The organism is Xenophilus sp., from assembly GCF_044462705.1.
In the GTDB taxonomy this organism is placed as follows: Bacteria; Pseudomonadota; Gammaproteobacteria; order Burkholderiales; family Burkholderiaceae_C; genus Xenophilus; species Xenophilus azovorans.
In genome coordinates this window covers 1-6,303 of the sequence record NZ_JBIQNC010000250.1, presented here as the reverse complement: position 1 = coordinate 6,303, position 6,303 = coordinate 1, and the positions used below count along the sequence as shown (strand labels likewise).

The window sequence follows — 6,303 nt, the reverse complement described above, 5'->3', positions numbered from 1 at the left end:
ATCGACCTCACCGTGCTGCACGGCGTCGACCTGGACGTGCACGCCGGCGAGACGCTGGCCATCGTCGGCGCTTCGGGCTCGGGCAAGAGCACGCTGCTGCACCTGATGGGCGGGCTGGACGCGCCCACCGCCGGCAGCGTGGCGCTGGCCGGCGAGGACTTCTCGCGCCTGGGCGCCGCCGCGCAGGGCCAGCTGCGCAACCGGCACCTGGGCTTCGTCTACCAGTTCCACCACCTGCTGCCGGAGTTCAGCGCGTTGGACAACGTGGCGATGCCGCTGCGCATCCGCCGCCAGGGCACCGCCGAGGCGCACGCGGCGGCGCGCGAGGTGCTGGCCGCCGTGGGCCTGGCGCAGCGGGTGCAGCACCGGCCGGCCGAACTCTCCGGCGGCGAGCGCCAGCGCGTGGCCATCGCGCGCGCCCTGGTCACGCAGCCGGCCTGCGTGCTGGCCGACGAGCCCACCGGCAACCTGGACCGCGCCACCGCCGACGGCGTGTTCGCGCTGATGCTGCGGCTTGCGCACGAGCGCGGCACGGCCTTCGTCGTCGTCACCCACGACGATGCGCTGGCCGCCCGCTGCGACCGCCAGTTGCGGCTGGTCGAAGGCCGTCTCGCCGGCTGACGACGCACCAGTCGGGGGCGTTTCCTCCGAGGGGTAATGCAATCGGTGCATAACGTGCACCGAGTTGTGCATGAAAATGCACGGTTTTGTGCATCCCGAAGAGTTCCGCCTTATGAAATACGTCACCGCCGACGACTTCCTTGCCCACGTCGCGCAGCGCAACCCCGGCCAGAACGAGTACCTGCAGGCCGTCACCGAAGTCCTGCACAGCCTCTGGCCCTTCATCCAGCAGCATCCCAAGTACCAGGCCTACAGCCTGCTGGACCGGCTGGTCGAGCCCGAGCGGGTGGTCATGTTCCGCGTGTCGTGGGTGGACGACCGGGGCGAGGTGCAGGTCAACCGCGGCTACCGCATCCAGCACAGCCTGGCCATCGGGCCCTACAAGGGCGGCCTGCGCTTCCATCCGTCGGTGAACCTGTCGATCCTGAAGTTCCTGGCCTTCGAGCAGACCTTCAAGAACGCGCTGACCACGCTGCCCATGGGCGGCGGCAAGGGCGGCAGCGACTTCGATCCCAAGGGCAAGAGCCAGGGCGAGGTGATGCGCTTCTGCCAGGCCTTCGCCACCGAGCTGTTCCGCCACGTGGGCGCCGACACCGACGTGCCGGCCGGCGACATCGGCGTGGGCGCGCGCGAGGTCGGCTTCCTGGCCGGCATGGTCAAGAAGCTCACCAACCGCGCCGACTGCGTGTTCACCGGCAAGGGCCTGGCCTTCGGCGGCTCGCTGATCCGCCCCGAGGCCACCGGCTACGGCAACGTCTACTTCGCGCAGGAGATGCTGGCGCGCCGGGGCATGAGCTTCGACGGGCTGCGCGTGTCCGTGTCGGGCGCGGGCAACGTGGCGCAGTACACCATCGAGAAGGCCATGGCGCTGGGCGCCAAGGTGCTGACCTGCTCCGACTCGGGCGGCACGGTGGTGGACGAGGAGGGCTTCACCCCCGAGAAGCTGGCGCTCTTGATGCACATCCGCGACGAGCGCCAGGGCCGTGTGAGCGAATACGCCAGCCAGATCGGCGCCCGCTACATCGCCGGCGCCCGGCCGTGGGACGTGCCGGTGGACGTGGCGCTGCCCAGCGCGACCCAGAACGAGCTGGACGAGAAGGACGCGCTCACGCTGGTCAAGCACGGCGTGAAGTGCGTGGCCGAGGGCGCCAACATGCCCAGCACGCTGGAGGCCGTCAAGGTGTTCGAGACGCACGACGTGCTCTATGCGCCGGGCAAGGCCAGCAACGCCGGCGGCGTGGCCACCTCGGGCCTGGAGATGAGCCAGAACGCGCTGCGCCTCGCGTGGACGCGCGAGGAGGTCGACGCCCGCCTGCACCAGATCATGAAGAGCATCCACGAGGCCTGCCTGCGCCACGGCACGGTGGAAGGCGGCCGCGTGAGCTACGTGCAGGGCGCGAACGTGGCCGGCTTCGTGAAGGTCGCCGATGCCATGCTCGCCCAGGGCGTGATCTGACCCGCCGGCAGGCCGCGCGGACTACGATCCGCCGATGCCTGCCGCCCCCGCCCTCGATCCGTTCGCCGATCCCCTGCTCGCATCGCCCCTGAAGGGCTGGCCGCACGGCCAGCCGCCGCTGCGGGCGAGCGAGGTGGGCGCGCAGGGCTGGAACCTGCTGGCGGGCGACCTGCCGCTGCCGGTGGCCGTGCTCCGGCGCGAGGCGCTGGCCCACAACATCGCCTGGCTGGCCAGCCGTGCGCGCGACTGGGGCGTGGAACTCGCGCCGCACGGCAAGACGACGATGTCGCCCCAGCTCTTCGCACGCCAGATCGAGGCGGGCGCCTGGGGCATCACCTTCGCCAGCGTGTTCCAGCTCGCCGTCGGCGCGGCGGCCGGCGTGCGGCGCGCGCTGATCGCCAACCAGGTGCTGGACGCGGCGGACCTGGCCGGCATCGAGGCGCTGCGCCGCCGGCACGACGGCCTGCGCGTGATCTTCCTCGCCGATTCGCCGGCGCAGCTGGCGCTGATCGAGGCGTGGTTCGCCGCGCATCCCGGCGCGCAGCCCTTCGAGGTGCTGCTGGAGATCGGCTTCGCGGGCGGGCGCACCGGCTGCCGCACGGAGGACGAGGCCCTCGCGCTGGCGCGGCGCCTGCACGCCAGCCCGGCCGCGGCGCTGGCGGGCATTGAGTGCTACGAGGGCCTGTGGGCCCAGGGCGAGAGCGGGGCCGACCGCGCCTGGGTCGACGCGATGATGGACCGCGTCGATGCCGTCGCCGCGCAGTGCGTGCGCGAGGGTTTGTTCGCGGGTGAGGAGGTCATCGTCTCGGCCGGCGGCTCGGCCGTGTTCGACCTGGTGGCCGCGCGCCTGGTGCCCGCGCTCGGGCGCCCGGTGCGCGGGCTGCTGCGCTCCGGCTGCTACGTCACGCACGACCACGGCACCTACACGCGCATGCTGCAGGCCATGGCGCCGCGCCTGGGCTGCGAATGCGGCGAGATGATGCGCCCGGCGCTCCAGGTGTGGGCGCTGGTGCAGTCCTGCCCCGAGCCGGGCCTGGCCATCGTCGGCGCGGGCAAGCGCGACCTGTCCTTCGACATGGGGATGCCGGTGCCGGTGGCGCGCGCGGCGCCGGGCGCGATGCAGGCCGGCCCCGTGCCCGCCGGCTGGCGCATCGACGCGCTGAACGACCAGCATGCCTACCTGCGCTGGGACGCCGCCGACGCGGGCCTGGCCGCGCAGGCGCCGGTGGTCGGCGAGCGCGTCGCCCTGGGCATCTCGCACCCCTGCACCACCTTCGACAAGTGGCGCTGGATGCCGCTGATCGAGGAAGACCACCGCGTCAGCGATGCCGTGACGATGGTGTTCTGAGCGATGGCCGACGGCGACGCCTTCCTGCCCCTGCGGCTGCCGCCCGGCGCCGACCTGCGCCGCGCCCTGGAGGCCGAGGCCGCCGCCTTCGCGCCCGAAGGCTGCTTCGTCGTCAGCGGCATCGGCAGCCTGCGCGACCCCCGCCTGCGGCTGGCCGGCCGCAACGAGGCCGATGCATGGCCCGGCGACTTCGAGCTGCTGACCCTGGCCGGCACGCTGACCGCCGGCGGCGCCCACCTGCACATGAGCATCGCGGGGCCGGACGGCGCGGTGCTGGGCGGGCACGTGGTGGAGGGCAACGCGGTGCGCACGACGGTGGAGGTGCTGCTGTGCCGTCCGGCCGGCTGGACGCTTTCGCGCACGGCGGACGCGGCAACGGGCTATGCCGAACTGCATGTGCGCTGCGGCAGTTGAGGCCTCTCAAGCGACTTCAACCCTATCGGTCCGTTCACGCTGAGCCTGTCGAAGCGCCGCGCGAGGCTTCGATCCTTCGACAGGCTCAGGACAGGCCAAGCTCGGCCCGAACGGTTCTTCTCGATCGAATGCGATCCGGTATCAACCGACGATGCGCCCCGCCTCGATGCGCACCACCGACTGCGCCAGGGCCTGCACGTCCTGCAGGTCGTGCGTGACCAGCAGCGTGGGCACCTGCACGCGCTCCAGCATCTCGGCCAGCTCGGCGCGCAGGCGGGCGCGCAGTTCCGTGTCCAGCGCCGACAGCGGCTCGTCCAGCAGCAGCAGGCGCGGCTGCGTGGCCAGGGCGCGCGCCAGGGCCACGCGCTGGCGCTGGCCGCCGGAGAGGTGGCGCGGGTAGGCGTTGCGCAGCGCCTCCAGCCCGAACTGCTCCATCAGCGTCCCGATGCGCTCGTGCGCCTCGGGCCGCAGCGCATGCCCGAGGCGGCGCACGCCGAAGCGCAGGTTCTCCTCCACCGTCATGTGCGGGAACAGGGCGTAGTCCTGGAACACCAGGCCCACGCCGCGCGCGCGCGCCGGCAGGTCGATGCCTTCGGCGCTGTCGAGCAGCGGCTGGCCGCCCACGCGCACGTGGCCCCGGGCACCGGGCAGCAGCCCGGCGATGGCCATCAGCACGGTGGACTTGCCGGAACCCGAAGGACCCAGCAGCGCGGTGCGCGCGGCGCCGCTGCGGAAGGCCGCGTCGAGCACGAACTCGCGGTCGGGCGAGCGCAGGGTGGTGCGGATGTGGACGTCCAGCATCGTCGTCAGTGCTTCGCCTGCAGCAGCCGGCTGGCCAGCACCAGCAGCACCACGCACACCACCGAGATCACCAGCGTGAGCGTCAGCGCCAGCCGGTCGTCGCCGGCCTGCACGGCGGCGTACACCGCCACCGACAGCGTCTGCGTACGGCCCGGCAGGTTGCCCGCGATCATCAGCGTCGCGCCGAACTCGCCCATCGCGCGGGCGAAGCTCAAGGCCAGCCCGGCGCCGATGCCGCGCAGCGCCAGCGGCAGGCTGATGCGCCAGAACACCTCCCACTCGCCCGCGCCCAGCGTGCGCGCGGCCTGCGCGAAGCGGCTATCGGTCTCCTCGAAGGCGGCGCGCGCGGCCTTGTAGATCAGCGGCAGCGACACCACCGCCGCCGCCAGCACCGCGCCCTGCCAGGTGAACAACAGTGTGAAGCCGAACCACTGCTCCAGCCAGCGCCCGATGAGGCCGTTGCGCCCCACCAGCACGATCAGGTAGTAGCCCAGCACCGTGGGCGGCAGCACCATCGGCAGCAGCAGCAGGGCGTCGAGCGTCGAATGGCCGGGGAAGCGGCGCCGCGCCATCCACCAGCCCAGGCCGATGCCGGCCGCGCCGGCCAGCAGCGTGGCCAGCAGCGCGACCTTGAGGGTCAGCCAGAGGGGGGTGAGCACGGTTCAGCGGCGGCGCCTGCCTCCACCGGGGGTCAGGGTTGGGCGAAGCCGAAGCTCTCGAGGATCTTCCGTCCTTCCGCGCCCTTGACGAAGGCGATGAAGGACTGCGCCGCGGCCGGCTGCTTGCTGGCGGCGAGCTGGGCGATGGGGTAGGTCACCGGGGTGGTGGTCGGCACGGCGAAGGCGACCTGCGTTTCGTCCTTCTTGACCATCGCGTCGGTGCGGTAGACGAAGCCGGCGTCCACCTCGCCGCGCGCCACGTAGTCGAGCACCTGGCGCACGCTCTCGCCGTAGATCCACTTGGGCTTGAGCGGCGCATCGAGCTTGGCCTGCTCGATCACGCTCATGGTGTAGCGGCCCACCGGCACCGAGGCGGGCGTGCCGGCGGCGATGCGCTGCCAGGCGCTGCCGGCCAGGTCGTCCAGCGACTTGGGCACCTTGGTGGACTTGGCCGGCACGACCAGCACCAGTTCGTTCTTCACGAAGTCGCTGCGCGTGCCCTGTGCGATCAGGCCGGCGGCCTGTGCCTTGTCCATGGTGGGCTGGTCGGCCGAGGCGAACACGTCCACCGGCGCGCCCTGCTGCATCTGCGCCAGCAGCGCGCCCGAGGCGGCGAAGTTGAAGGTCGCCTTGTGCCCGGGGTGGGCCTGCGACCATGCCTTGCCGACGGCCTGGAAGGCGTTGGTCAGGCTGGCGGCGGCGGAGACCACGATCTCCTGCGCCCACAGCAGCGGGCTGGCGGCGGTGAGGGTCAGGGCGCACGCGGCGGCGCGCAGCCAACGGTTCACTTGCATGGTCTCGTCCTTTCGTTATTCATCGGCGGAATAGCGGGATCATAGCGGTCAGGGCCGCGGCGTCGTGCCGTCCGGCGTATGGCAGCCATAACGATCGTCGGCACGGCGCCCGGCCAGGCCGTCGAGGCGGCCCTCGAACCAGCCGATGCGCCCCGGCGCCGGCGCGCGGGTGGCGAACACGCCATGGGGCTGCGGGTCGAGGAAGGGCGT

Annotated in this window: 7 protein-coding genes; 4 read left to right on the top strand and 3 right to left on the bottom strand. The window is 72.4% G+C overall.

Annotated features, from left to right (window positions below; translation table 11 throughout):
• From ACIY1X_RS23745 to ACIY1X_RS23730, 4 genes are all read left to right on the top strand, one after another.
• On the top strand, nt 1–621 hold a 621-nt coding region (locus tag ACIY1X_RS23745; RefSeq protein WP_399685442.1), incomplete at its 5' end, for an ABC transporter ATP-binding protein.
• 112 nt (nt 622–733) lie between these two features.
• Nucleotides 734–2,077 carry an NADP-specific glutamate dehydrogenase gene (gdhA, locus tag ACIY1X_RS23740; RefSeq protein WP_399685440.1) on the top strand — a complete coding sequence of 448 codons (1,344 nt, stop codon included), beginning with the start codon at nt 734–736 and terminating at the stop codon, nt 2,075–2,077.
• A 34-nt stretch (nt 2,078–2,111) separates the two neighbouring features.
• Nucleotides 2,112–3,425, top strand: coding sequence for an amino acid deaminase (locus tag ACIY1X_RS23735; protein ID WP_399685437.1), 1,314 nt, complete (start codon nt 2,112–2,114; stop codon nt 3,423–3,425).
• Between the two features lie 3 nt (nt 3,426–3,428).
• On the top strand, nt 3,429–3,839 hold the full coding sequence (locus tag ACIY1X_RS23730; protein WP_399685435.1) for a PPC domain-containing DNA-binding protein: 411 nt from the start codon (nt 3,429–3,431) through the stop codon (nt 3,837–3,839).
• 141 nt (nt 3,840–3,980) lie between these two features.
• On the opposite strand, the gene ACIY1X_RS23725 is transcribed toward ACIY1X_RS23730, so the two are convergent.
• The 3 genes from ACIY1X_RS23725 to modA are packed head-to-tail and all read right to left on the bottom strand — an operon-like array spanning nt 3,981 to nt 6,093.
• Nucleotides 3,981–4,640: an ABC transporter ATP-binding protein gene (locus ACIY1X_RS23725; protein WP_038205634.1), complete on the bottom strand. Its 660-nt coding sequence runs from the start codon at nt 4,638–4,640 to the stop codon at nt 3,981–3,983.
• A gap of 5 nt (nt 4,641–4,645) precedes the next feature.
• Nucleotides 4,646–5,299: a molybdate ABC transporter permease subunit gene (modB, locus tag ACIY1X_RS23720; protein ID WP_399685432.1), complete on the bottom strand. Its 654-nt coding sequence runs from the start codon at nt 5,297–5,299 to the stop codon at nt 4,646–4,648.
• Nucleotides 5,300–5,331: 32 nt separating this feature from the next.
• On the bottom strand, nt 5,332–6,093 hold the full coding sequence (gene modA / locus ACIY1X_RS23715) for a molybdate ABC transporter substrate-binding protein (protein ID WP_399685429.1): 762 nt from the start codon (nt 6,091–6,093) through the stop codon (nt 5,332–5,334).
• Nucleotides 6,094–6,303: the final 210 nt, after the last annotated feature.

Coding starts and splice junctions, on each gene's coding strand:
- gdhA (WP_399685440.1), top strand. CDS start 734: ATGAAATACGTCACCGCCGACGACTTCCTTGCCCACGTCGCGCAGCGC.
- ACIY1X_RS23735 (WP_399685437.1), top strand. CDS start 2,112: ATGCCTGCCGCCCCCGCCCTCGATCCGTTCGCCGATCCCCTGCTCGCA.
- ACIY1X_RS23730 (WP_399685435.1), top strand. CDS start 3,429: ATGGCCGACGGCGACGCCTTCCTGCCCCTGCGGCTGCCGCCCGGCGCC.
- ACIY1X_RS23725 (WP_038205634.1), bottom strand. CDS start 4,640: ATGCTGGACGTCCACATCCGCACCACCCTGCGCTCGCCCGACCGCGAG.
- modA (WP_399685429.1), bottom strand. CDS start 6,093: ATGCAAGTGAACCGTTGGCTGCGCGCCGCCGCGTGCGCCCTGACCCTC.